General features: G+C 53.4%; 17 protein-coding genes. 13 read left to right on the top strand and 4 right to left on the bottom strand.

Annotated elements, in window-relative coordinates; genetic code table 11:
- Window positions 1-488 precede the first annotated feature (488 nt).
- From AC1EKE_RS01390 to AC1EKE_RS01340, 11 genes are all read left to right on the top strand, one after another.
- A complete protein-coding gene (locus tag AC1EKE_RS01390) occupies window positions 489-1,463 on the top strand; it encodes a discoidin domain-containing protein (protein ID WP_480307721.1) in 975 nt (324 codons plus the stop codon).
- A 19-nt stretch (window positions 1,464-1,482) separates the two neighbouring features.
- Entirely contained in the window at window positions 1,483-4,641 is a 3,159-nt protein-coding gene (locus AC1EKE_RS01385; protein ID WP_480307719.1) for a SusC/RagA family TonB-linked outer membrane protein, read from the top strand.
- 32 nt (window positions 4,642-4,673) lie between these two features.
- Window positions 4,674-6,368, top strand: a complete 1,695-nt coding sequence (locus AC1EKE_RS01380; protein ID WP_480307717.1) for a RagB/SusD family nutrient uptake outer membrane protein — start codon at window positions 4,674-4,676, stop codon at window positions 6,366-6,368.
- Entirely contained in the window at window positions 6,355-7,161 is an 807-nt protein-coding gene (locus tag AC1EKE_RS01375) for an endonuclease/exonuclease/phosphatase family protein (protein ID WP_480307715.1), read from the top strand. The genes AC1EKE_RS01380 and AC1EKE_RS01375 overlap by 14 nt, the downstream gene beginning before the upstream one ends.
- Window positions 7,158-8,003, top strand: coding sequence for a hypothetical protein (locus tag AC1EKE_RS01370; protein ID WP_480307713.1), 846 nt, complete (start codon window positions 7,158-7,160; stop codon window positions 8,001-8,003). Before AC1EKE_RS01375 ends, AC1EKE_RS01370 begins: the two co-directional genes overlap by 4 nt.
- A 104-nt stretch (window positions 8,004-8,107) precedes the next feature.
- Window positions 8,108-9,055, top strand: a complete 948-nt coding sequence (locus AC1EKE_RS01365; RefSeq protein ID WP_480307712.1) for a PI-PLC domain-containing protein — start codon at window positions 8,108-8,110, stop codon at window positions 9,053-9,055.
- Window positions 9,056-9,057: 2 nt separating this feature from the next.
- A complete protein-coding gene (locus AC1EKE_RS01360) occupies window positions 9,058-11,994 on the top strand; it encodes a GH92 family glycosyl hydrolase (protein ID WP_480307710.1) in 2,937 nt (978 codons plus the stop codon).
- Window positions 11,995-11,997: 3 nt separating this feature from the next.
- Window positions 11,998-13,170, top strand: coding sequence for an alkaline phosphatase (locus AC1EKE_RS01355; protein ID WP_297126680.1), 1,173 nt, complete (start codon window positions 11,998-12,000; stop codon window positions 13,168-13,170).
- On the top strand, window positions 13,167-14,624 hold the full coding sequence (locus tag AC1EKE_RS01350) for a PA14 domain-containing metallophosphoesterase (protein WP_480307707.1): 1,458 nt from the start codon (window positions 13,167-13,169) through the stop codon (window positions 14,622-14,624). Before AC1EKE_RS01355 ends, AC1EKE_RS01350 begins: the two co-directional genes overlap by 4 nt.
- A gap of 1 nt (window position 14,625) precedes the next feature.
- Window positions 14,626-15,831: a XylR family transcriptional regulator gene (locus AC1EKE_RS01345; protein WP_480307705.1), complete on the top strand. Its 1,206-nt coding sequence runs from the start codon at window positions 14,626-14,628 to the stop codon at window positions 15,829-15,831.
- A complete protein-coding gene (locus tag AC1EKE_RS01340) occupies window positions 15,831-17,447 on the top strand; it encodes an MGH1-like glycoside hydrolase domain-containing protein (protein ID WP_480307704.1) in 1,617 nt (538 codons plus the stop codon). Before AC1EKE_RS01345 ends, AC1EKE_RS01340 begins: the two co-directional genes overlap by 1 nt.
- A 153-nt stretch (window positions 17,448-17,600) precedes the next feature.
- Here AC1EKE_RS01340 and AC1EKE_RS01335 read toward each other — a convergent pair whose 3' ends face one another.
- Window positions 17,601-17,759, bottom strand: coding sequence for a hypothetical protein (locus AC1EKE_RS01335; RefSeq protein WP_480307702.1), 159 nt, complete (start codon window positions 17,757-17,759; stop codon window positions 17,601-17,603).
- Between the two features lie 3 nt (window positions 17,760-17,762).
- On the opposite strand from AC1EKE_RS01335, the gene AC1EKE_RS01330 reads away from it, so the two are divergent.
- Both AC1EKE_RS01330 and AC1EKE_RS01325 read left to right on the top strand, forming a co-directional pair.
- Window positions 17,763-19,799 carry a trypsin-like serine peptidase gene (locus AC1EKE_RS01330; RefSeq protein WP_480307700.1) on the top strand — a complete coding sequence of 679 codons (2,037 nt, stop codon included), beginning with the start codon at window positions 17,763-17,765 and terminating at the stop codon, window positions 19,797-19,799.
- A gap of 11 nt (window positions 19,800-19,810) precedes the next feature.
- Window positions 19,811-21,004, top strand: a complete 1,194-nt coding sequence (locus AC1EKE_RS01325; protein WP_480307699.1) for a redoxin domain-containing protein — start codon at window positions 19,811-19,813, stop codon at window positions 21,002-21,004.
- Window positions 21,005-21,094: 90 nt separating this feature from the next.
- Here the strand turns inward: AC1EKE_RS01325 and thiL are convergent, their stop codons facing one another.
- From thiL to topA, 3 genes are all read right to left on the bottom strand, one after another.
- Window positions 21,095-22,129 (bottom strand): thiamine-phosphate kinase, encoded by a 1,035-nt coding sequence (gene thiL / locus AC1EKE_RS01320; protein ID WP_296158969.1) that lies wholly within the window; start codon window positions 22,127-22,129, stop codon window positions 21,095-21,097.
- A gap of 275 nt (window positions 22,130-22,404) precedes the next feature.
- The gene (gene tsaB, locus AC1EKE_RS01315) at window positions 22,405-23,169 is read right to left on the bottom strand and encodes a tRNA (adenosine(37)-N6)-threonylcarbamoyltransferase complex dimerization subunit type 1 TsaB (protein WP_480307697.1); all 765 of its coding nucleotides are present in this window, start codon (window positions 23,167-23,169) and stop codon (window positions 22,405-22,407) included.
- Between the two features lie 16 nt (window positions 23,170-23,185).
- Complete coding sequence (topA, locus tag AC1EKE_RS01310; RefSeq protein ID WP_480307695.1) at window positions 23,186-25,585, bottom strand: type I DNA topoisomerase; 2,400 nt, start codon at window positions 25,583-25,585, stop codon at window positions 23,186-23,188.
- Window positions 25,586-25,618 lie beyond the last annotated feature (33 nt).

Raw genomic sequence — 25,618 nt, 5'->3', positions numbered from 1 at the left:
CTCTGACTAATACCGATATTAGAGAATTCTTTTACCGATATTAGTGCGCACTAATATCGGTAAAAGAATTACTCCTGAAAGACGAATGCGTAGGACTTGATTGTGTGGGGCTTAGTGGTCGCCCGAAAAAGCGGTCTCAGGTGATCACCAACTAATAAAAGAGCGGTACGCTCAAATCACCATTATACAAGACTTAACGCAAAAAGAGGACAAACATCCGTAATAACGCTCCCCATCACCAGAATGTCAAAATAACGTTGTATTCATCTTGTTACCAGAATATTAAATCAACATTATCTACCAATTCATCAAAATCGAAAACTGCGTAAAAGAAAGACTGTAACATTAATGTCGTCAAAATGCATTAGTTTTGCCACATCAAACCACTACCTTTGGATCGATTTCATACAGTATGATATTGTAGCTTATTTTCTAAAGCACTACATACTTAAGGAAGCGAACTTTATTTTACTTAATCAATATAGGATATGAAAGGAACAAAAACCTTGCTCTTCACACTGGCGGTAGGGCTGATGACAATCAGCTGCGACACCAATAAGAACGAGCTTTCAGCGCCACAAAGTGCCATACCTCTGGAGAAGGTCTCCGCTAAGTCGGAGGGACCCGGTCAGGTCACCATCTCGTGGGCTATGTCAGGTAAGAAAGAGAACAGCGACTGCATCGGAGTGATGGTTTCTTACTTTGACCCAATCCTAAATCACAAAGTACTGCTCGGTGGTAAGCCCGAGCAGGGATCGGTGGTCGCCTCCGGCCTAGCCGAGTGTGCCGGGACGATTGACTTCACCGTAACCTCCTACAGTAGTACCGGTGACGCCTCAGCATCCATGACCACCTCTGCCGTCAGCCAGCATATGGCGATGATTTACACCACTAAGGCGTGGAAGGATATCCACCTGAGCGCTGATCAACTCAGCACAAATGCTCAGGAGGAGTCTGAGGGCCCTATTGAGAACCTTACCGATGGAGATCTGGGTAACTACTTCCACTCTGACTGGCATGGCTGGGTGGACGTAAACCAGCTCCACAACATCGTTATCGACCTTAAGAGCGGTGTCACGGCTCAGGATATGATCCTTGGCTACGCTCCCCGCCCCGGAAAGGAGGGTGATTCTGTCAAGGATGCTAGAGTCTCCTTCAGCAAGGACGGGAACAGCTGGTCAGCACCGATCTCAGTCACCTTTGATATGCCCAAGGAGAGTGGTGTAAGAGTCAATTGCGAGTACTTCAGCGTGCCTGCAGACACTCGCTACATCAGACTGGAGCCTACCTCCCGCTACGATGGCACCGATCTCACCAGCTTACTTGGCTCAGGTGGCGGTGACCGGTACTTCCATATGGCAGAGCTGTGGCTCTCTCAGGTGACGGAGTACTATGAGCATGACCCCGAGATCGCTGTCAGGGAGATCATAGAAAACAACAAGAAGGCGAACGCCGCCAAGTAACATAGTGAGCATAAAAAGAATGAAACGCAATAGTATCATAAAGAGCTTGTCATACCTCATAGTGACCCTTCTCCTCTCTGGGTCTCTCGGTATGTCCATGGAGGCCAAGGCCCAGAAGAATAACGAGGTTACAGTAAGTGGTACCGTTATTGACGGGACCATCGATGAGCCATTCATTGGCGTGACTATCCAAGCGATAGGTACGACACTTGGCACGACCACCGACCTCAATGGGCACTTCACCATCAAGGTTCCGGATCAGGTAACCCTTTCATTCTCCTTTATTGGGTACAAGCCCAAGCAGGTAAAGGTGAATGGAGCCACAAGTGATCTGAAGGTTGTGCTGCAGGAGGACACTCAGGCACTAGAAGAGCTTGTAGTCATCGGATATGGATCCTCCCGCAAGGAGGACCTCTCCACCTCGATCTCCACCATGAATATTGACGAGAGCCTAAAGTCTCGCCCGGCAAATTTGGCTAATATGCTTCAGGGTCGTATGCCCGGTGTCACCATCCAGAACAATGGTGGTAACCCTATGAAAGGCGCGGAGCTCAATATCCGAGGCAAAGGGTCTCGCGGTGGGGATCAGGTACTCTATGTCGTGGATGGCGTACCGGGTGCACCCTTCAACATTGAGGATGTAGAGAACATTACTGTCCTGAAGGACGCCTCCTCGGCAGCCATCTATGGTGCCTCTGTAGGATCCGGCGGTGTGATCGTGGTAACCACTAAGAAGGCCAAGGAGGGCAACCTGCATGTGGATATCAACAGTTCCTATAGCTTTGACCAGATCACCAAGAAACCTCAGGTAACCACAGCAGGTCAGTATATCAAGGTGTGGAATAAGGTCGTAGAGAATGGCGATGCAGCTGCTCTGCCCGCAGTGGCTAACGTCAGCCTGTACCCATATGGGATGATTGATCGCACCAATTGGATGGATGAGATCTTCCGCCTCGGCTCCATGAAGCATGTGGCCGCCTCAATCAGCGGTGGTAGCGAGAGGCTTAGTGCTCTATTATCAGTATCGTATGATCGCCACGATGGTATCCTGAAGAATACGTGGTCAGATGGCTTTGGAGCACGACTCAATGCAGACTTCACAGTGAATAAGTGGCTGAAGCTCTCTCAGAGTCTCCACTTCACTCACGATAATGGTCAGGGAGGTAATATCAACGACTATGGTCACGAGGGAATCCTCGCTGACGCAACCTTCTACCCCACAGCTGCCACCATCTATGAGATGGACGAGAATGGAAAAGAAATTCTCGATGCAAAGGGAAATAAGGTGTGGGGTGGTACCATCCCGGCATACTACGCTAAGCAGGGAATATCAGGCTATGGTATGATCAATAACCCGGTAGCCTCTCTATTTCGACTCCACGAGAATCAGCCGGCATCAACCCTCTTCTCCACCACTTCACTGAATATCAAGCCACTATACGGACTAGATATCATCAGTCGTCTCTCTCTCGGTGAGGACTGGGGTCGCTATGAGGGCTTCACACCGGCTGTCAGAGAGGTCGGAGGCCGTGGCTCGCAGAACTCCCGCTCTATCTACAACTCCCTACACAATAGGTGGATATGGGAGACCACTGCAACCTATGCACGGGTCTTTGGGGACGACCACCACATCAGCGCGATGGCGGGGTACACTATGCAGTATGACAACTGGCGTGACAACTGGGTCGAGGGGACGGAGCTGCCCAGTGAGGATCTCAATAAGATCATCCTCTCCAATGCCACCAAGATCCCAGTCAAGCCGACTGAGGGCATCGTAGAGGAGTCTATGATCTCCGGCTTTGGTCGCATTGCTTACTCCTATGCCGACAGATACTTCTTTACTGCCTCCGTGCGTAACGACCTTTCCTCCAAGCTGGACCCATCCCACCGCTCGGCAGTCTTCCCTGCCGTCTCCGGATCGTGGAAGATCTCCAGTGAGGACTTTATGAAGGATATGGACGCCATCAATCTCCTTAAGATCCGCGCCAGCTGGGGTCAGGTAGGAAGCGTGGCAACCGTAAATCCATACGCCTACAATGTCTCTATGGCACAAGCACGCCAGACTGTATTTGGCATAGACAACCATACAGTAACCGGTTATTACCAGAGGGGTATCTCTAATACGGACCTCAGATGGGAGACCACGGAGTCATGGGGAGTGGGACTTGATTTGGGTCTCTTTGACAGACTCTCACTCACGGTAGACTACTTTCACAAGCTCACTAAGGACCTCATCGAGCGAGTACCGATCGTCTCCACGATGGGTGTCGAGGAGGAGCCTCTGGGTAATGTAGGTTCCGTCTTGAATAAGGGCTGGGAGTTTCAGCTTAATTACAATGATCGCTCGGGGGACTTCACATGGGGCGGATTTGCCAATATGAGTATCATCAACTCAGAGGTACTCGACCTCGGCAGTCGTGACTACATCCAGGACAACCTGGTCGTCAATGGTATGTCACCCATCCGCTCCAAGGTGGGTCTGCCATGGCAATCCTTCTATCTACAGGAGGCTGACGGAATCTTTAAGAGCAACGAAGAGGTGGCAGCCTATACCCACAAGGATCCTGAGACCGGTGCTGTATCTCCCATACAGCCCAATGCCAAGGCGGGAGACATCAAGTTTGTGGATCAGAATAATGATGGAGTCATCAATACGAAGGACTATAAGTACTTCGGCTCCTATATGCCCAAGTTCACCTTCTCATTTGGAGCCAACTTCGGCTGGAATGGAGTGGACCTCTCCTTAGACTTCCAGGGGATCCAGGGCAATCAGATCTACAACGCCTACAAGCAGATGACTCTCACGGGTCGCGGAGTGGAGGGCAATATGAACGCCCTCGTGATGAAGTCCTTCGACTTTGACCCCAACTCCGGCATCCCGAGGATAGGTGTGGCAAAGGATGAGAATGGCAATTACTCGAGCGCCAACAGCTACTTCCTTGAGGATGGCAGCTACCTGAGACTAAAGAATGTGACCCTCGGCTACACGCTTCCTAAGGTCTGGATGGAGGCTATATCTATGCCCAGGGCAACGGTACGCTTTTATCTCAATGGATCCAACCTCATTACCTTTACCAAGTATAGTGGCATTGATCCCGAGGTAGGAAGATATGGAGTGGATGCCGGACGCTATCCACTGTCTCGCACTTTTTCCTTGGGACTTAATCTCAGTCTCTGATTATAATGGATCGAATAAGAACGAATACGACTATGACACCCAATACAAAAAGCATACTCTCCGGACTCTGCGCCGGGCTGATACTTATCGGCAGCGGATCGCTCATTACCTCGTGTGCTGATAGCGACTTCCTCAATCACGAGCCTTATGCCAACGGAGACACAAATAAGGACTTCTACAAGGATCCAAACAACCTCCGTCTCGCAGTAGATGCACTCAATCGCTTCACGAGCGAGGAAGGAACGACAGGTCGTGGCTACATGTGGATGGAGAACGCATCTGACAACTGCATCACCGGTCGTAATCAAGCCGAAGCAGCTCAGATCAAGAACTTCACTATGGACGCCAATAATGGTCGTGACTGGAATGAGAACTGGGATCGTATGTATCAGGTGATCAGCTCAGCCAACGAGCTGATCAAGGCTGTAGACAATCTCCATGTAGATGGAGAGCTAAGAGACTACGTCCTTGGCAACGCCTACTTCTATCGTGGAATGGCCTATCTCTGGCTGGCTCCCTGGCACGGCGATGATGGTCCCAATGGAGGGATCCCCATCATTACTGACAAGACACCGGTATCAGAAATGGACTCCGAGCGACCCAAGAGTGTCCTTGAGAATTACGATCTGATCATCTCGGATATGGATCAGGCGGCTGCACACCTACCTCTCTTCTCCCAGCAATCTGATGACCAATACGGGCGTCCGTGGAAGGCAGCAGCATGGGGCCTTGCCGCCCGAGCAGCGCTATATGCATCCCAATTCGATGCGAAGTATTACGACAAAGTGATAGAGTACTGCGATAAGATCATCCAACTCTCAGGAGTCGATAAGCGGTCTCTGTACCCGGACTTCTCAACACTATTCACTGCCAAGAATAACTTCTCTTCCGAGTACATTTTTTCATTCCTCGGATCAGCTACAGCAGCAGCCGGACCCAAGTGGCATGGGATGAGTTTCCAGAACGGAGGCTTCGGGAGGTTCAACACATGGGGATACTTTTGCCCCACAGCTGAACTCTACGAAGCATACGAGGAGGGTGATGTGCGTCGCCAAGCGTCATTTGCAGGCCCCGGTGACAGAGTAGTATTTATGGATCTGGACTTTAAGCTGGGAGAGCCCAAGATCTCCAAGGATAAGCAAGGAAAGGAAATCCGAACCATTGATGACAAACGCCAGCCGTCCACCCCTGCGAATATCCTCCTGACAAAGTGGATCAGTCCCTATAGGACGGCTGACAATGCAGGTAAGGAGTTCTTCAACAATGGTAACTTTATGTGTACTACTCTCGGAATGGTAGTTCTGAGATATGCTGATATCCTGCTTATGAAAGCAGAAGCTCTGATCTGGACGAAGGGAGAGGGAAATGCTGAGGCGGTCTCTATCCTCAACCAGATCAGGACCCGTGCCGGGCTGTCTGCCAACTCTCAAGGGACCAAGGCGGAGCTCAAGCAAGAGCGTCGCTGTGAGCTGGCGTTTGAGTTCCTGACCCCGAGATGGCTTGATCTGATGCGCTGGGGTGACTTTGATCTCCTAGAGCAACCCCTACACGGATTTGATCTCAATTACTATGGGAATACTTACGATCCTACAACAGGCAAGGGTGAGAGGAAGCTGATCGAGGTCTGGCCGGCACGTAAGTTTAATCCTGCTGTGAATAAGGTCTTCCCGATCCCGCAGTCCGCTATTGACGGCTCTAAGCACCTGAAGCAAAATGTTGGCTACTAATCGAGCAGGACGGATCGCTATAGCACTCTTTCTTGCCCTGACTGCCCAATGGCTGTCGTGGACAACAGAGGCGCAGACGATACGTGTCATGACCTATAATGTCAAGTCATTCGAGGGGGCTGTTGAGACTACTCTCGGTCACAAGTATGTGATGAAGCCATTCTTTGATGCCTTTGACAAAGTATCGCCCGACATCTGCGTGATTAACGAGCTTGAGGTCTACACGGATGCTCTTGGCGATCGTAACCCACTGGCGGAGCTTGCGGGGCATTTGGGAATGCACTACTACTTCTGTAAGTCTTACGACCGCTCGGAGCTCAATAGAGGTGCAGGACTCTATGGGAATGGAATCCTTTCTCGCTATCCGATCATCCGGATGGACTGCCGTAGGCTGTCAATGCCTACGGGATCGTCTGATCCTCGGAGCGTTTTCTGGGCTGATCTCCTTCTGCCTAATGGGAAGGTGATCCGTGTAGTAGGTACCCACCTGGACCATACAGGAGGGCAAGTGGAGCAGCTTTCTGAAATTCTCAAGAGAAGCGAGGTCTTTGAGACAAATCGCCCCATAATTATGATGGGCGACTTCAATACTGACCCCGGCACGGTTAGTTACGCGCTCGGTCTCTTTGGGAATAAGCTCGCTATCACAGCAAACCATTGGGTGGACTACATACTCACCACACCCGATATCAAGTGTGGATCCCCAAAGGTTGATCCCTTTCGCATCAATCACGAGGGTGCCAGCTATGATATATCCGATCACGCCTCCGTATATATGGACCTTACATTATGATAGGAGTTGATAGAAGGATTAGGAATAGTAAGGTTGCCTTGGCTGCCTGCTGCCTGCTATTTCTTAGCAGTTGTGGGGGACAAAAGCCCTCACCAAGCCCCCAGCCGGAGCCTAAAATTCCTGACACGAATGAGGAGACAAAAACTCCGGAGTGGAATAAGAATCGTACCATATCTCTCTTGGTTGTTACCAATAAGGATGGCGAAAATCTGGGGAGCTCTCTATCAGACTACGAAGTTGTGTGCAGAAAATTAGTTTCACTCCCAAGAGAAAAAGTATCTGCCTATATGCTTATGGGCGTTAGTCCATACAGCAAGGATGGACGAGAGTTTTCCCCTAATGCGGTCATTTCGGATGCAGTTAAGTGCTTCCCGATATTTAACCCAAGCTCCCTAAAGAGCGGAAATCTCCTCTTAGCTAAGGACTTGGCTCAAAAGTTTGAAGGGAAATCCCTATCCGGAACTGGTTGTTTCTTGACTACTGCCGGTCTGAAGCTTATGGCAACCGGGGAAAAGCAACTCAGCTATGACGTAAACCTCGGTCTCGTCACACTGAAGGAGAGCGGAGATCCGGACGCTCTTAACAAACGACTTTTGACGGAAACTAAATTTCCCTCCTCGATCTTCCTACTTGGATCAGGAAGCAAGTCAATGATTAGCCAGATCAATGAGATTAAGGGGTATGAGAAAAAGATGGTAAACCTCTCTGGCAACGGAGACATGGCCCTCTTTATTATGGCCCCTAAGTCTTATCTGTTAAGGTCAAGTGAGAAGCTTTTTGACCTCCAAGAGGGAAAGGTCGTAGGTTTGCGTCTGCAAGTAGAAGCTGCTGTAGATCGATGAGTCTAAAGTCAGCCTAACCTTTTTATTATTCAGCCGCCTAGCCGAGAGTTAGATCAGCTCTCTACTAGGCGGCTGTATGGTATTTCTATATTTATCAATGAGAAATGCAATCATTTTTCCCCGAACTGAAGAGTAGACTGACTCCTACCTTGCTCACGCTACTGCTGACGTTAGGTATGATAGGAGGCTGTGGGAGGGCACCAGAGACGAGACTGATCGACCTCGCGATCGTGGGGACGCATGATGCCGCAGCCTTTAGCGCCTCGCCTCAGCTTCGGTGCCAAGACCTGACGCTGGAGGAGCAGCTGGAGGTCGGTGTCCGAGCCTTTGACCTCCGACTCGTTGACAGGTACGACGGGTCCGGGTATATGGATTTGTATCATGGTGAGGAGTCGCTTGGACTAGAGTTCACAGAGGAGGTTCTGCCACTTTTCACCCAATTTCTCACCACCCATCCGGACGAATTCGTTATCTTGTCACTCCGAAAGGAGGATGACGATCGCTGCTCACAGGAAGATATGAAGGCATACAGTCAATCTCTTCGGCGTGCGCTGGAGAGACCCGAAGTAGCTCGGCTCCTCTACAGAGGACAGCTTACTCGAGAGACCAAGGTCTCGGAAGTGCGTGGCAATCTGCTCATCCTGCTCCGCACAAGGATTGATGAGGAGGTCTGTCTGCCTTACTTTGATGGATTTCAGGACGACACCACCTTTGTGGCTCGCTTAGTCAATCTATGTGGCGGTACATTAGATCTATTGGTGGAGGATGAGTATATCGTCAGTGACACCTTTGACATGAGTGATAAGAAGACTGCTCTAAAGCGTGCGCTTGATCTTGCTGATCAGAAGACCGATCACTGGGCGTTCATCTACCTGAGCGGTACCGGCGACACCACTCCACAGAGGGTAGCAGAGGTCATCAACCCCTTTGGGAACTATCTACTCAGTAAGAGAGCGAGCATCCCCGGGGGGATCTACTTTGTGGACTTCGCAGGGATGCCCGAGGCTCGGGCGATCATGACGCTATGTAAGAAAAAGAACTCCAAGACATGAAGATGAAACCATCCATACAGCTCGGACTACTTCTCACACTTTCCCTACTCTGCTCCTGCGGTAAGGGGACCAAAGAAGAACTGATCACCCCTAATCCGGACAAGCTCTATGAGTGGGTAGATCCCTTTGTAGGGACCGGGTTTCACGGTCATACGTTCCCAGGAGCTACGGCTCCGATGGGAATGGTGCAACTAAGTCCGGAGACTCGCTGGGAGGGCTGGGATGCCTGCGCAGGTTATCACTACGATGACTACTCGCTCTACGGCTTTGCCCACACCCACCTCTCCGGTACCGGATGCAGTGACCTCGGGGATGTGATTTTCCTCCCCACCATCGACAGCGAGCGCTACACTGAGCACATTGACGAGGAGCGGTTACCTAAGGTGGGATTTAGCCACGATCGCGAAGAGGCACATGCAGGCTACTACAGCGTGGAGCTTGATAACGGCATTCAGGCCGAGCTCACTGCCAGCTCCCTTATGGGTGTCCATCGCTATACTTACCCAAAGGGGGCAGAGGAAGCATCTCTCCTGATCGACTTAGTCAATATCAAAGGGGACGAGATCGTAGAGAGCGGACTGGAACTGACCTCAGAGAGTACACTGAGGGGCTACACGATCACCAATGGCTGGGTACCTCGGCAGCACGTCTACTTTGCCGCCCACCTGAGTCGTCCGATACGAGAAGCCAGGCTTTTCCTTAATGGAGAAGAGGTCGATGGACTGATCGCAAGGGGCGACTCCATACGGGCCATACTGTCTCTAGATGCCGGCGATGAAGGCATAGTGGAGATCTTTGTCGGGCTCTCACAGACCTCTATGGAGGCTGCGGAGGCCAATCTCAATGCGGAACTCTCAAGATGTGGCGCGACTTTCGATCAAGTACAAGCCGATACAGAAAAGCAGTGGAGTTCTCTTCTCTCTAAAGTCAAGGTAAAAGAGGGGAAGAAGGAGGACCTCACTTGCCTCTACACCGCCCTTTATCACTCCCTTGTTGCGCCCAATAGGATAAGTGATGCCGACGGAAGCTATCGGGGTATGGACGATGAGATCCACCGGGCATCCGGCGTGAGCTACTCTACCCTATCGCTCTGGGACACCTTCCGTGCGGAGCACCCCCTCCTTACCCTGCTCTACCCGGAGGTAGTACCGGATCTCTGCCGATCTATGATGCAGATGTACCGCGAGGGAGGAGAGCTGCCCATCTGGCCGCTCTATAGTGGTGAGACCCGCACTATGATCGGCTACCATGCTGTCTCCGTATTGGCTGATGCCTACCTCAGCGGACAGCTTGGGGATCTTGATCCATTGGAGGTACTCGAGGCAATGATCAAGTCCTCCAACATCAATAAGAAAGGCTCCGATGCCTACACCCGACTGGGGTTCATTCCCGCCAATACGCACAACGAGTCCGTCTCCTGCACTCTCGAGTATGCGTACGATGACTGGTGCATAGCTCGAATGGCGGAGGCACTCGGGGAGAAAGAGATTGCGGACACCTACTACCAGCGAGCTCACAATTACATTCACCTCTTCGACGGCAGCACTAAGTTCTTCCGCGGACGACATGAGGACGGATCGTGGGGAGCCGACTTTGACCCCTACGAGGTAAGCAAAGACTACACCGAGGCCAATGGCTGGCAGTATCGCTTCGCTCCTATGCACGATGTGGAGGGAATGATCGCTCTCCATGGTGGAGCTGGCGGGATGCTCGATGCCCTCGACAATCTCTTTAGCGATACCACACCGGCAGGAGACCTCCAGGACATCACAGGGCTCATCGGGCAGTATGCTCACGGCAATGAGCCGAGCCATCATCTTGCCTTCCTTTACAATTACCTCGGTCGTCCCTCCCGTACACAAGAGCTGACGCGTCAGATCCTTGATGAATTGTACGACGACACCCCGGAGGGTATTAGCGGCAATGAAGACTGCGGTCAGATGTCCGCTTGGTATCTCTTCACCGCCCTCGGTCTCTATCCGGTGACACCGGTGAGTGGAGAGCTCCAGATCACCACCCCTCGCTTCCGAGAGGTGACTCTGACGCTCCCGAAAGGCAAGCTCACCATTACCACCGACAAGGATCCAGCAGAGTATCCTTATGTCCGCTTCATCAGCCTAAATGGGAAGGAGCTTCACCGCCTCTTCGTCACCATCAAGGAGCTCACTGAGGGTGGCACACTCGCCTTCACACTCTCCGACAAACCTGTGGATGACTTCGTGGTAGAGGAGAGGCCCTACAGTATGACCCGCAAGGACTTCGTGTCTCCCGTCTACAGCTCGGATGACATCACGCTCTTCCACGACCAAGTGAGCGTAAGCTTAGCCTCAGCAACCCCGGGAGCGACAATCTACTACACGATCGATGAGGGGGAGAAAAAGGAGTATACCGGTACGCCCATCACCCTCACTCGCAGCGCAACCCTCCGAGCTTATGCCGAGAAAGACGGACTGGACCCGTCTCCCACGACCACACTCATCGTCACGAAGGCAGAGTACGCCCAAGCGCAAGATGTTTCCTCAGGTGCCGATGGTGCCGATTGGACGCTCCACGCCGGGGCGGTCGAGAGTACGGATCAGATCGCCTCGCTCCCCATCATCGGGCGCGGCGTCTGCGAGCAGCCCTCGATCGAGATGCGAGACAGGGAGGACCTTTTTGCGCTTACTTTCACAGGATTTATCCAGGTGCCGGAGACCGATGTCTACGAGTTTCGGCTCACTTCCGATGATGGATCCGTCCTACGGATACACGACCGACCGATTGTCCTCAATGACGGCTCGCACGCCTTCGTCTCAGCAACCGGCAAGGTTGCACTCAGTCGCGGACTCCACCCCTTCACCCTACTCTACTGGCAAGGTGCCGAGGGCAAGGGTCTTCGCTTAGAGTACCGTCGACGCGGTCAGACAGACTACACCACACCCACCCTCAAGCACAAATAATCCATGAAAGCTACAGCCAAACACCTCCTCATAAGCCTTCTGCTCTTAGGTCTCTCTGCTTCGGCACAGGAGCCGAGCCGTCAGACTGTCACTCTACCCTCCACCTACGAGACCGTAACTGTTCGCCCAGTGGGAGGGACGAAGGTACGTAACGTCGTCCTGATGATCGGCGATGGTATGAGCCTAGCCCACATTGCTGCCCTCCGTACTGTCAATAAGGGACACATCAATCTCTCAAACGCTCAGGCCACCGGACTGGTCATCACCACAGCACTCGACAAGCTCGTGACCGACTCCGCCGCAGCCGCCACTGCGATGAGTACAGGGCACAAGGCTCGCTACCACACCCTCGCTGTGGATAGTCTCGATAGCCCCTACGCCACCATCATTGATCACGCCCACAGTGCCGGTCTCGGTACCGGAGTGATCAGCACCTGCCGTCTCTACGATGCCACCCCGGCTGCCTTCCTCGCCCACAGCGCTGAGCGAGAGGCACCCTATGAGATCATCGGGCAATTCCCCGGTAGCAATTGTGACCTCATCATGGGCGGAGGCGCAAAGGTCTTTACCGACAGACCTGATGGGCGCAATATCTTCCGCGAGATGGAGAAGAAAGGGTATCGCGTCACCCGAAGCCTCAAGGACTTCTCCGCAGGTGAGAAGAGTCCGTCCGGACGCGAACTCTGTGTCTATGCTGAGAAGGACGTACCTGTACCACTGGAGCGAGGCGAACTACTCTCTGAGGCCTCACGACTTGCCCTTGATCACTTAGCGAAGCAGACGCCAGAGGGTTTCTTCCTGATGATTGAGGGATCCCAGCTGGACGACTACGGACATACCAACGATCTCGACCTACTGATGCAGGAGACGGCAGACTTTGACCGAGCCATAGGGACAGTCATGAAGTGGGCGGAGGGCGATGGCGAGACGCTCGTCATCGTCACGGCAGACCACGAGACCGGAGGACTCACCATCCTCGGGGGAGACGAGGAGAGGGGCGAAGTAGAGGGAAACTTCTCCACCGGGGGGCATAGTGGCGTGCTGGTACCGATATACCTCTATGGTCCGTCAGCAGACCACTTCACCGGCATATACCACAATACCGAGATTTACCATAAAGTTATGCACCTACTCGGACTCTCCGAGCGATGCACCCAAGAGACCATCAAGCCATGAAGCGACTACTTATACCCATCGTCCTACTCCTCCTGAGCCTAAGCACCCTCTCGGCACAAGATCAGCGTGGGGTGCTACGCTTTAGAGCCGACAGCACGTTTCGGATCGCTCAGTTTACTGATCTTCACATCGACCCCACTTCCGCCAATACACCACGCACCTACGAGATCCTTCGGGAGGTGATCCGCTCAGAGCAACCGGACCTTGTCCTGCTGACCGGTGATGTAGTCACGGAGCGACCTGCGGTAGAGGGCTGGAGGTCTCTCGCTCGATTCTTTGAGGAGGAGAGGCAGCCCTACGGCGTTCTCCTTGGTAACCACGACGCAGAGGTACTATCCAAGGACTCCATCTATGATCTCCTCGAGGGGACGCCCTATTGCGTCAGTCTCAGGGGACCGGAGGGCATTGAGGGGAAGGGCAATCAAGAGATCCGCATAGAGAGCTCCACCGGTGGAGAGATCGCCGCCCTGCTCTACCTCTTGGACTCGGGACAGTACTACAGGAACCAGTTCGTCAGCCACTACGACCACATCCACTTCGACCAGATCGACTGGCTTAGGAAAACTCATACCCAAACCCTTGACGAGAGCGGCAGGGTAAGCATTCCATCGATGATCTTCTTCCACATACCCATACCGGAGTTTGAGATGCTAAAAGATCAAGGAAAAGGGCATATCAGCGAAGGCATCTCCTCCTCCACGCTCAATAGCGGACTCTTCAGCACACTACTGGACTTAGGTGGCGTAATGGGTGTCTTCTGTGGACACGACCATGCCAATGATGCACTGTCGATCCGAGACGGGATCACTCTCGGATATGGCCGGGTGAGTGGTCTGGACGCCTATGGAGACCTCCCGAGAGGTGGACGCCTGATCGTCCTGCACGAGGGCGAGCAGCGCTTTGACAGCTGGATAGTCACCCCGGACGGCGGCCGAGAAGCGACCTTCTACTACCCCTCCGGCTTTGACTCCAACGAGGAGGAGTCAGCCCACTATCTGCCGGCACTATCTCTCGATTCAGCGACACACGGGGTGAGGTACCGCTACTATACCGGGACGATCAAGCAGACTGATCAGATCCCCACCGCCACACTTGTCAAGGAGGGAGCCCTGCCCTACCCCTCTATTGAGGGAGCAGATCGTGAGGACCACTTTGGCTACATCTTCGAGTCCCTCATCCGCATACCCGAGCGTGGGCTCTACCGCTTCTATACCTACTCAGATGATGGCTCTGTGCTCTACATTGATGGAGCTAAGGTGGTAGATAATGACGGAGGTCACAGCGCTCGCCTACGTGAGGGAGTAGTCGCTCTGGAGGCAGGTCTGCACCGGCTGAGGATTGACTACTTCGAGGACTATATGGGACAGACACTCGAGGTAGGACTGACAGGAAAGAGTCTACTGCGGCAGCCCATCCCTGAGAGTATGTTCTACCTTGAGCCATCTGACAAGTGATATGATACGACTGATCCTCCTGACAGACTTTACAGAGTCTTACTCCTACAAGCTCTTCGCTGGCATCCAAGCCTATGCACAGGAGCACGACCGCTGGGCCGTATGCCGTATGCCCCCCAGCTACAAGAGCCAGCATGGTCTAGATGGTGTCCTCCAGTGGGCCAAAGCCTGGGGCGCTGATGCAATCATCGGGCGCTTTGATCCCGGTGATCGGGTCGAGTGTTTCAGAGAGGCGGGTATCCTCGCCATGGCGCAGGACTACAAGGTCCCTATCCCCTCACTCTCAGCGGTCACGGGAGACTACCGAGGGACCGGTGAGATGGCAGCAGAGTACTTTGTGCAGAAGGGGTTCACCTCCTTTGCTTTCATTGGCTACCGGGATGTCTTCTGGTCTCAGGAGAGATACTACGGATTTAAGTCCTACTTAGAGAGGGTGGGACTGAGCAGTCAGCTCACCGACTACAGAGAGACCTCTATCGATGAAGTGTGGGACTTCCGCCAGGAGGATCTGATCCGATTCCTCGAGGGTCTTCCACCCGAGACAGCGATCTTCGCTTGCGATGACAATGAGGGGATCCGTGTATCCGAGCTCTGCAGCGTCTCGAGTATCAGCATTCCTCAAGACGTGGCCATCCTTGGTGTGGACGACGACCAGACCATCTGTGGTCTGGCTGATCCGCCCCTCTCCAGCATAGCACTCGACATTGTACAGGGAGGGTACGAAGCGGCCACTCAGATCGACCATTACCTATCAGGGCGAAGTGATCGCCTTGAGGATGTGGTCGTGCGCCCCATCCGCATCACTGAGCGGACCTCCAGTAACATCCTCTCCATCAATGACCACGAGGTAGCCACTGCCATCCGCTTCATCCACGACCATGCCACCCAACCGCTGTCGGTCATGGATGTCGTGGCTCAGGTGCCTCTCTCGAGACGACACTTGGAGGTGCGATTTAAGCGCGCTACCCGACAGACGATCCAGAAATACATTATGAAATACCGGGTGGATAAGCTGGCCCACCTCTTGCTCACAGGAGACCGGCCGATCACTGAGCTGAGCGATGAGATGGGCTTTGTCAGCCCGAAGAACCTCTCCCGACAATTCCGCTCAGTCCTCGGGGTCTCTCCTCAGGAGTACCGTCGCATACATCACTGCACCACTGCAGATAGTCCGACCAATCAACTCACTGATACCCCACACCCATAATGCTTATGAGAAATAGATTACCACTCCTCCTACTGACCCTTGTGGTCTCCTCCCTCATCGCCTCATCGCAGATCAGCTCAGGCAACGACTCCATCTACAAGTTGCCCTACAAGAATACTTATGTCAAGAATGTCTTCGTCACAGACAATGTCTTCCGGACGATGAAGCCGGAGATCACTCGCCCCGGTTCATTTGACGAAGCAAGAGAAATCCTGCCTCTGCCACACTGGGAGGGACACGACGTTGAGATCCGTATGTACTGGGACGCCTGGAAGATCGCGGTCAATAATATCCGTCAGCCCGATGCAGGGTCGGGATTTGTCGCCACTTACATTGATACAGCATACAATGGTAATCTCTTTATGTGGGACGACTGCTTCATCCTGATGTTTGCCCGCTATGGTGCCCGATTCTTCCCCTTCCAGAGGACGCTCGACAATTTCTACGCCAAGCAACACCCCGATGGCTTCATCTGTAGGGAGATCAAAGCGGATGGTGCCGACTGCTTTGAGCGGTACGACCCCACCTCCACCGGCCCCAACCTTCTCCCATGGTGTGAGATGGTCTACTACCATCAGTACGGAGACCTTGGGCGACTTCACCGCGTCTTCCCGGTGCTCTGTGGCTACTACGACTGGCTGCGGCTCAATCGCACCTGGCGCAACGGGACATACTGGAGCAGTGGCTGGGGAACTGGGATGGACAATATGCCACGTGTGCCGGAGGGATACAACCCAATCTACTCTCACGGACATATGATCTGGCTCGACACCAATCTCCAGCAGATCATGACCGCCTACCAGCTCCTTGAGATGGGCTTCTACATCGAGCGGTGGCAGGAGATCGAGGACTATGAGACTGAGGCTCTGGTTCTTAAGGACTATGTCAATACTCAGCTCTGGGACGAGAAGAGCGGATTTCTCTACGACCAATATCGAGATGGCACACTCTGCGATGCAAAAGGGATCGGAGCCTTCTGGGCACTGATGACTGACGTGCTGGACAGACCTCGTATGGATCGCCTCGTCGCACACCTCACCGAGGAGTGCGAATTTGCCCGTCCTCACCCCATTCCCTCTCTCTCCGCCGATCATCCCAAGTACCGACCCAATGGTCGATACTGGCAGGGAGGCGTCTGGCCGGGGACCAATTATATGGTCATCAAGGGTCTCTCGCGACAAGGCTATAAAGACCTTGCGTACAAGATTGCGAAGCGACACTATGAGTCTGTCCTTGAGGTCTATAGGCGGACAGGTACCTTCTACGAGTACTACGCACCCGAGGAGATAGAGCCGGGATTTATGGCACGGGATCACTTTGTCGGCTGGGGTGGATTGGCACCGATCGCTCTACTGATTGAGTACCTCATCGGCATTGAGGCTGACTACCCGGAGGAGACTATCACCTGGGACATCCGCCAGCTCGAGGCGCACGGGATCGATCGATACCCCTTCGGTCCCGAGGGATCCATCGACCTCCACTGCGCTCGCCGAAGCGCACCCGGGGAGAGACCGAGGGTCACAGTCCACAGCAATGTCCCCTTCACACTCATCCTCACTTATGGAGAGGGGAAGAGCGAAACCCTTCATATCCAGCCCGACAGACCACAGCCCTGAGCGATCGGACTAATACCGATATTAGAGAATTCTTTTACCGATATTAGAGCGCACTAATACCGGTAAAAGAATTGACCGATGAACATCCAACAGATCGGATTAAGATTAAAAAATAGGTAATTTTGTAGCGATATGAGACTACGTACCTATATATTAGTCGGAGTAGCCCTCCTCGTCTCGGCTCTTTGCTCGGCTCAGATTGCCACACCGGGTAGCCGCCCGGTCGGCATTGGTGGAGGGGAGACGACAAGAAGCGTGCTGCACCTTCCGGTGTCCCGACTTGGGACTTTTGACAGAGACTCTGCTCTGCATGCTATGGAGGCAGCAGATAAGGAGGCTCTCCGGGTCTATCTCTTCGCACACAAGGAGGAGACGGACATTGACCTTCTCACATTGGGTCAGCACACCGGTCTGAGGGACGGGCGACAGGTGTGGCAGTACAGGATCAGCTCACCCGGAGCACTCAGTCTGAGCTTTTTCTTTGACCGTGTGAGCCTCCCGGAGGGAGCTCTGCTCTTCGTCTACACCGGTGACGGAAGCAAGATCCTCGGGGGCTTTGGAGCTGAGAATGTAAATCCCTCAGGTACTCTGGCGACACAGCCGATCGAGTCGGATGACGTAGTCATTGAGCTACAGGCTCCGGCGGGTACGCAACCGATACTTCACCTGAGTGAGGTCAATTATGGCGTAAGACCGTTCTCCACACGGGCAATCTTTGGCTCTAACTTTGGTCGGGGCAGCAGGTCACTCTCCTGTACACCCGAGGTGGTCTGTATGCCGGGGCTTGATGAGATGAAGCGTGCTGTTGTGGTCGTGGTCATCAACGGCGTGGGTATCGGCAGTGGCACTATGGTCAGCAATACTCAAGGAGACAACACGCCCTACCTCCTGACAGCGGCTCACGTGTTGTCCGTCAACTTCAATCATATGGACATAGAGCATCAGGCTGAGCGGACTGTGGCGATCTTTAATTACGAGTCCCCCTCCTGTAGCGGTGAGGTGATGCCGGATATGTCTCAGTCGGTAAGCGGTGCCGTAGTTGTGGGATTTGACAAGCCGACCGATGCCTGCCTGATCCGACTCAATAACATCCCCCCGGAGAGCTACCGCCCCTATTACCTCGGCTGGACGGCAGAGAGTCATCCGCAAGGGAGTTACATCAATATCCATCACCCACTTGCTATGACGAAGAGGGTGAACTACTACAATAAGGACGTCAAGGTCAATGTCACATGCAAGACGGACATGCACTACTTCGGTGACCATATGCACTACGAAGTGACCGCTTGGGACGTAGGGACTACGGCTGCCGGCTCATCGGGATCACCTCTTATAGATAGGGAGAAGAGGGTAATGGGTGGTCTCTCTGCCGGTAGTTCCTTTTGCTCAACTAAGGCAGCGGACTACTTTTTCTCCCTTGCCAATGTCTGGGCACAGAATCGCGAAGCGACACAGAGCATTGTACGTGCACTCTCTCCCGGGGGTGCCGGTGTCCTCACGTGTGATGGTCGAGACCCCTATGGGTCACCCCGAAGCCGAGCAAAGCGTATCACCCATGTCTCCTCCGCCCTGACAGGAGACTCTCTCTCCGGGCCGGGTACTCAGCTCAGCGCTGTGGAGATCCTCGGCAGTGCGGATGCGGTCGGTGAGCACTACATCCTGAAGCCTCACACCCTACTCTACGGAGCCTATGTGATGCTGGATATGTCTCAGGTGAAGCCTAATGAGCTGAGCGACAAGGAGACGATGATCCTCGAGGTATACACCGGGGATGACACACCGGCACTCACTCTGCCGGTAGATCTCAGCAAGATCATCCACGGTACGCTTGTCTCTGAGAACGACCGAATCAAGTACCGAGAGGTCTTTATCCCCTTTGATCAACCCCTTGAGCTGTCCGACAGGGGCGAGCTGATACTGGCGATACCCACCCGGTCTCTTCCCAAGGGTGTCTCCATACTTCACCAGCAATACAGAGGAGCCGGCGGACAGATGATGACCCGGTCGGGAAACAAATGGAGCCAGAGGACACTCAAGAGCGGCACCATCGCTCTCTGGATGGATCCGCTGATAGGTGATCCCGAGTCCGACCGATCAGCGACCAGCCAGCCCCTCTTTACCCTCACGCCCATAAGTAGGGAGCAGGTATTGGTGCAGCTTGCCGATCGTGCAGAGGGCGGAGCTGACCTCTCAATATACACACTACAGGGACAAAAGGTCTACACCAAGACCATCACCTCCCGATCCACCATCCTCGACCGGCAGATGCTGGAGGGTATGGGGGTACTTGTCATCCACGTTGATGCCGGTAGTGAGCAACTTACTTTAAAGACACTATTTCCAGCCATCTAACACCTAGTATAATGAGTCATAAGACCTTATTTACCTCTCACATAGCGACCCTCTTCATGGGTCTATTGGTGATGCTCCCCTCCTGCAGCGGAGAGGGCAACAAGTTTAGGATCCAAGGGACAATCACCGGTGCAGTCGGCAAGACACTCTTCCTAGAGCACCAGGGACTGACCGCCATCGAGCCGATCGACTCTGTCGTACTCGATGAGCGAGGGAAGTACAAGATGGGTGGTGCGGCGCCTGAGTACCCAGAGTTTTACCGACTCCGGCTGGAGAAGCAAGTGATCCCCTTCAGCGTCGACTCCATTGAGACGATAACCATCAATAGCGATGCACAGAGCTTTGCCACAGGGTACACCGTGGAGGGCTCGATCCCTGCGGAGAAGATCAAGCACGTCTGGCTCGCACAGCTGGATGCTAATGTTGCCATGTCGCAGCTTGTCCAGAAGTACGATGCCGGCAAGATCTCCTATGTAGACTTTGCCAGCCATAGGGACAGCATTCTTCAGAGCTACAAGGATGTGGCCCAGGAGGTGATCTTTGAGGATCCGAAGTCCCCTGTTGCCTACTTTGCTCTCTTTCAGCAGATCGATGGCAACCTTATTTTCAATATCTACGACAAGAAAGACTCACGCATCTTTGCCGCTGTGGCTAATGTTTACGACACTTTCTATCCTGAGAGTGAGCGGAGAGACCATCTCTACAACCTTGCACTTCGCTCAATAGCTGTCGTGCGTCAGCAGGAGAAGGCCGCCCGGGAGATCGCTAAGGTAGACTCCCTGTCGAGTCCAGAGGTTCACCGAATCGGCTACTTTGACATTGCGCTTCCTAACATCGATGGCAAGGAGGTCCGTCTCTCGGAAGTAGCTAAGGATCATATGACACTGCTGAGCTTCACCACTATGGACACAGACTGGAGCGTAGCTTATCAGAGTCAGATCAGTAGCCTCTATCAGACCTACACCGGACGTGGTCTCAGGATCTACCAGGTCAGCTTTGACGGGGACAGCTATGTGTGGAAAAACAGAGTAGCTCAGCAGCCATGGCACAATGTGAGAGACGCCGATGGGGTATACTCCTCACTCATCGGGCTGTACAACATAGGCTCCCTCCCTGCCCTTTTCCTGATCAATGCTCAAGGGGATATCGTAGCGAGGGCAAGCTCCTTTGATGAGCTTCGCAGTCTGATCGACAAGCAACTGTAAGTCCTCCCTTTTGAGAGAAAAAAGAGTGTGTTCCCCACCCACCCGGGTAAGGAACACACTCTTCTTTTTCTCAATGGGTAAGGGTGTCTCTTATCGGAAGTGATTGTAGGGGCGGAAGTCCCTCGTCACATGCCTTTTTTTCCTCTCCCAGTGGATCACAGGCTCACCACCCTGCATAGAGCTGACTCTGCCTATGACGGTAAGAGGCGGGATGCCACTCTTTCGGTCCGGCTCGGGCAACTGGTCAAGATCACTCTCGGATATGGTAAAGAGCAACTCGTAGTCCTCGCCTCCGGTCACAGCCATAGTCTCGCTGCTCCACTTGGTACGCTTGGAGCACTCTGTCTCCAACTCGTCAGAGATGGGTAGCTTATCTAGCTGTATTGTGGCATCAACATGCGACTGAGACAGAATCTTGGGAAGGTCGGAGACAAGTCCATCGGAGATATCCATCATAGCGTGCACACCGGGGATCTTAGAGAGTGCCTGACCTAGAGCTAGTCGAGGAGAGGGCTCGTAGTACCGCTGGAGGAGGTGGGTCTGCTCTTCGGTGCCATGGACCTCAACCCTCCTATTCCGCTCATCAGCGATCAAGCGTCCTGCGCAAGAGTCACCAAGCGTGTCGGATACCACGATGAGATCACCTGACTGAGCGGTACTTCGAATCTTCTCATCCCCCTTAAGTACCTTGCCGAGGATCGTGACACTAACCACTATATCTCCATTACTCCGCACCGTGTCGCCACCCAGCAGGGCAGTGTGGTGGAGGTTGGTCAGGTAAGCATATCCATCACTGAAGCTCTTGATCCAGCTCTCGTCCAGGTGCGGAGGCAACGCCAAGGAGAGAAAGCTCGCTATAGGTGTGCCACCCATAGCAGCAATGTCGCTAAGATTGACAGCAAGAGACCGCAGACCAAGCTGGTATGGGGTCATTTGCCCCACCTTGAAATGGACTCGCTCCACAAGCATATCCGTCGAGACAAGATAGTAGTAAGCATCATCGTAGAAGCTAAACATCGCACAGTCATCCCCTATGCCAAGCGCTAAGCCGGGCATATGCTCCCGAGTCAGTGCTCTTAGCATCTGAATAATACCACTCTCTCCCAAGTCTTTAAGCGTTCCCATTATTTATTTCTTAATTAGAGTTTGGCTTTATCCCGTTGACCTCAGCGACAATTCCCCATACGGATGCACCAAGATCCACATTCCATTATGTGCAGGCGGGTGCAATGATACCTCCTTAGCCCGATCATTTCAAACCATATGCCCCATTTGACGTCTCCAGATCAGGTACGTGATTAGTCGGGGGGTGAAAAACTTCGGGCTCAGTCACGCATTTAGATACGCAATCAAGCCCGAAGCTCTTAAGATTCTATTTTAGCCGAATACGGCTTTGCGGATTAGGCATCGTGCATGAGACGGGAGAGTACCTTATTGATACTTTTCTTTGCCTCGTACTCCTTGAGATAGTAGGGCTCCCAGTAGGCGACATCCTCAGTCGCTCCATGCGCTATGCTCTCAATGACACGACTGAGCATAGCATCGGCACGAGGGTGCAGGTCATAGATGAGATGGGAGCCGGGTAAAAGCTCATCAAAGAGCCCCTTTGCCTTCTCCGCCCCATTGCCAAAGTAATAGAGTAGCTTGTCACCGACGATCTCTCTAATCCTGAGCTGACTATTCTCATCAGTGAGGACCACAGCAGCAATGTCGGTCTGAGGGACAACGACACCGGAGTAGTCAGCTCCATAGCTGCCGGTATAGATAGCGGTGTAGACCTCCATCCTGCGAGCGTCAATCATCGGCATCAGGAGTGCATTAGGGTAGTCAAGCTCATCCTCCATATCGAAGAGCGTCATTGCAAGGAGCTCTGTCGTCATCACGGAGACGAGTGGTATGCCGAGAGACCAGCAGAGACCCTTAGCGTAAGAGGCGCCTATGCGAAGTCCGGTGTAGCTACCGGGACCACCTGCGACCCCGACACCGCGGAGGTCCCGACGGTAATCGAATCGGTTGAGCATACGACTTGCCATCGCAGCAAGTTGCTCGGCGTGCTTATTGGTTCCGCTGGACTCCTCGTAGTCCACGATCTCATCCCGACTGCCAAGGGCTACAGAGCAGACCTCAGTGGAGGTGTCGAGGAGCAGATAGTATTCTTCGTTCATAATTATGTCTCTACGTTTATTTCTTGGCCTTAGAGGTGGTCGACTTCTTCTTGACAGTCGAGGTCTTGCGTGACTTGGTAGACGAGGAGGTGCGACGCTTAGATGGTCCACCATTCTTGTCTATCTCAGCAACGATAGCACGTGCTTGCTCCTCGGTGAGAGTCTTCGCATCAGTAGTCTTAGGGATCTTGTAGTTCTTCCTCTTGTACTTGATATAGGGACCATAGCGACCATTGAGGATCTCGAGCTTATCGGTCCCTTCACCATACTCGGCGATGTACTTATTACGCTCACGCTCCTCCTTCTCGAGGATCAGAGGAGTGGCCTGATCCATCTCTATTTCGTAGGGACTGATCTCACGGGGTATGCTGACAAAGAAAGACTTACCGACGCGCACGTAAGGACCAAAGCGACCAACGTCCACGGTCACCACCTCACCCTTGTGCTCCCCAATCTCGCGGGGCAGCCTAAGCAACTTCATAGCTTGCTCGAGGGTAATGGTAGCGATCGAGAGATCCTTGGGGAGTGAGGCAAAGCGTGGTTTCTCGCCATCCTTATCCGACTTACCCAGCTGCACCATTGGTCCATAGCGACCGATCTTGGAGTAAATAGGGAGACCTGTCTCGCTGTCGTCACCGAGGTAACGCTCGCCCACCTTGTGGTCCTCCTTCTCACTCATTACCTCCTCGACATTGCTGTGGAAGAAGCGGTAGAAGTGGTCAATCACTTCAGTCCACTCCTTCTCCCCATCGGCAATGGCATCAAACTCCTCCTCCACCTCTGCTGTGAAGTGGTAGTCCATAACCTTGGGGAAGTGCTCCACAAGGTACTCGGTAACCACTAACCCTGTGTCGGTGGGGCAGAGCTTACCCTTAGAGGCCCCTATACGCTCCTTGCCGGTGGACTTAGTGATCTTGCCTTCCCTTAGCTTAAGCACTTGGTAGCTCCGATCGACACCCTCGAGGGTGCGCTTATCGACATAGCCTCGTTTCTGGATCGTCTGGATGGTAGGGGCGTAGGTGGAGGGTCGACCAATGCCGAGCTCCTCAAGCTTCTTGACAAGTGAAGCCTCAGTGTAACGGGCAGGCTGCATAGTAAAGCGCTCTCTAGCCTCGATATCCTCTGCTGAGACCTTATCACCGACCTTCATCCGCGGCAGTAGGGCAGACGTATCCTGACTCTCCTCGGGATCATCTTCGTCATCGCGTCCCTCGAGGTAGACCTTGAGAAATCCATCGAAGGTGATCACCTCACCCTTGGCCTGGAAGGAGTGTCCTCCGGAGGCGTCAATAGTCATAGTGGTGCGCTCCAGCTCGGCATCAGCCATCTGGGTGGCAAGGGTGCGCTTACGGATCATATCGTAGAGCCGTCGCTCCTGGGCTGTAGCTCCAGCTGAGGGTGCCTCCGGATGGACCGGCCGAATGGCCTCGTGCGCCTCCTGAGCGCCCTTGGTGTGAGTCGCATAGTTGCGCGTCCGGACGTACTCCTTGCCATACTCCTTCTCAATGACAGAGGCAGATGCCCCGATGGCAAAAGTGGAGAGATGCACGGAGTCGGTACGCATATAGGTGATGTGCCCTGCCTCGTAGAGCTTCTGCGCCAGGCTCATCGTGAGCCCGACGGGATAGCCTAAGCGTCTCGACGCCTCCTGCTGGAGTGTAGAGGTGGTGAAGGGCGGTGCCGGCTGCCGCTTAGCGGGAGTGACGCTCACTTGGCTGATGGTGTAGGTGGACCCTATGAGATCCTCCAAGACTTTTCTAGCATCGGAGGCAGATCCGGGGCGGTCGGTGAGGTCAGCGCTGAATGTCTCGCCATCGGGAGTGACGAAGAGGCCTCGTACGAGGAAAGAACTCTCCGGCTCGAAGTCCTGGATCTCCTTTTCTCGCTCCACGATAATGCGCACAGCCACAGACTGAACTCGACCGGCTGAGAGGCTGGGGCGGACCTTCCTCCAGAGGATCGGCGAGAGCTCAAAGCCGACTAAGCGATCGAGGACGCGGCGCGCCTGCTGAGCATCAACCATTTTGAGGTCGATGGCTCGAGGGTTCTTGAGAGCATTCTGTATGGCAGACTCAGTAATCTCGTGGAAGACAATCCTATTCTTCTCCTTCTCACTCAGTCCCAGCACCTCTGCGAGGTGCCAAGCGATGGCCTCTCCCTCGCGGTCCTCATCGGATGCGAGCCAGATGTGGTCTGCCTTCTTCGCCGCGGAGCGGAGGGTTGAGACTACGCTTTTCTTATCATCGGAGATCTCGTACTGCGGATCATAATTCTGCTCCACATCCACACCCATACCCTTTTTCTTAAGATCACGGATGTGTCCATAGCTGGGCAGGACGGTAAAGTCCTTGCCCAAAAACTTGCCGATTGTCTTCGACTTAGCAGGAGACTCAACGATAAGGAGGTGATTGGCCATTATTACTTGCTCTGAGATTACTATTGCTTACTT

The sequence above is a fragment of the Porphyromonas sp. C0041D3 genome (genome assembly GCF_056590575.1).
Note: the sequence above shows the minus strand (reverse complement) of the source record. Positions and strands in the feature narration are given on the sequence as shown.